We start from the raw sequence: 438 nt of genomic DNA on the forward strand, positions 1-438 counted from the left end.
CGTCAGCCTACCGCCGCCGCGCCGACCCGCCTCGGTCGGCGGCGCGTCCGCTCACGCGAGCACTTGGCCGCCGAACACGTACAGCGCCGCGAGCGCGCTCTCGAACACGACGGTCCCGAGCGCCGAGAGCGCGAGGAACCGCTTTACCGACATCCCGGACAGCCCCGCCGGCACGGTGAGCATCCCGCGGGTGAACAGCATCGCGTTGCTCAGCGGAACGACGACGGGACCCCAGCGGTCGAACCAGCCGTCGAACCGGTCGAGGGAGTCTTCGCTGACGCGGAACCACGGCCGCGACAGGAGATACTCGCGGCCGCCCCGCTTGGCGACGAGAAACAGTCCGACCTGACCGACGGTCGCGCCGAGCACGGCGACGGCGAGAATCGGAAGCAGCAGTCGCTCGCCGACCAGCACCAGCGCACCGGGGACGAGGAGTTC

Annotated in this window: 1 protein-coding gene; it reads right to left on the reverse strand. The window is 71.2% G+C overall.

Features of this window, described 5'->3' with window-relative positions; genetic code table 11:
- Positions 1-51 precede the first annotated feature (51 nt).
- Positions 52-438 (reverse strand): DedA family protein (locus tag C5B91_RS21775; RefSeq protein ID WP_119713055.1); only part of this gene is annotated, 387 nt, incomplete at its 5' end.

This window comes from Haloferax sp. Atlit-10N (assembly GCF_003586325.1).
GTDB lineage: Archaea > Halobacteriota > Halobacteria > Halobacteriales > Haloferacaceae > Haloferax > Haloferax prahovense.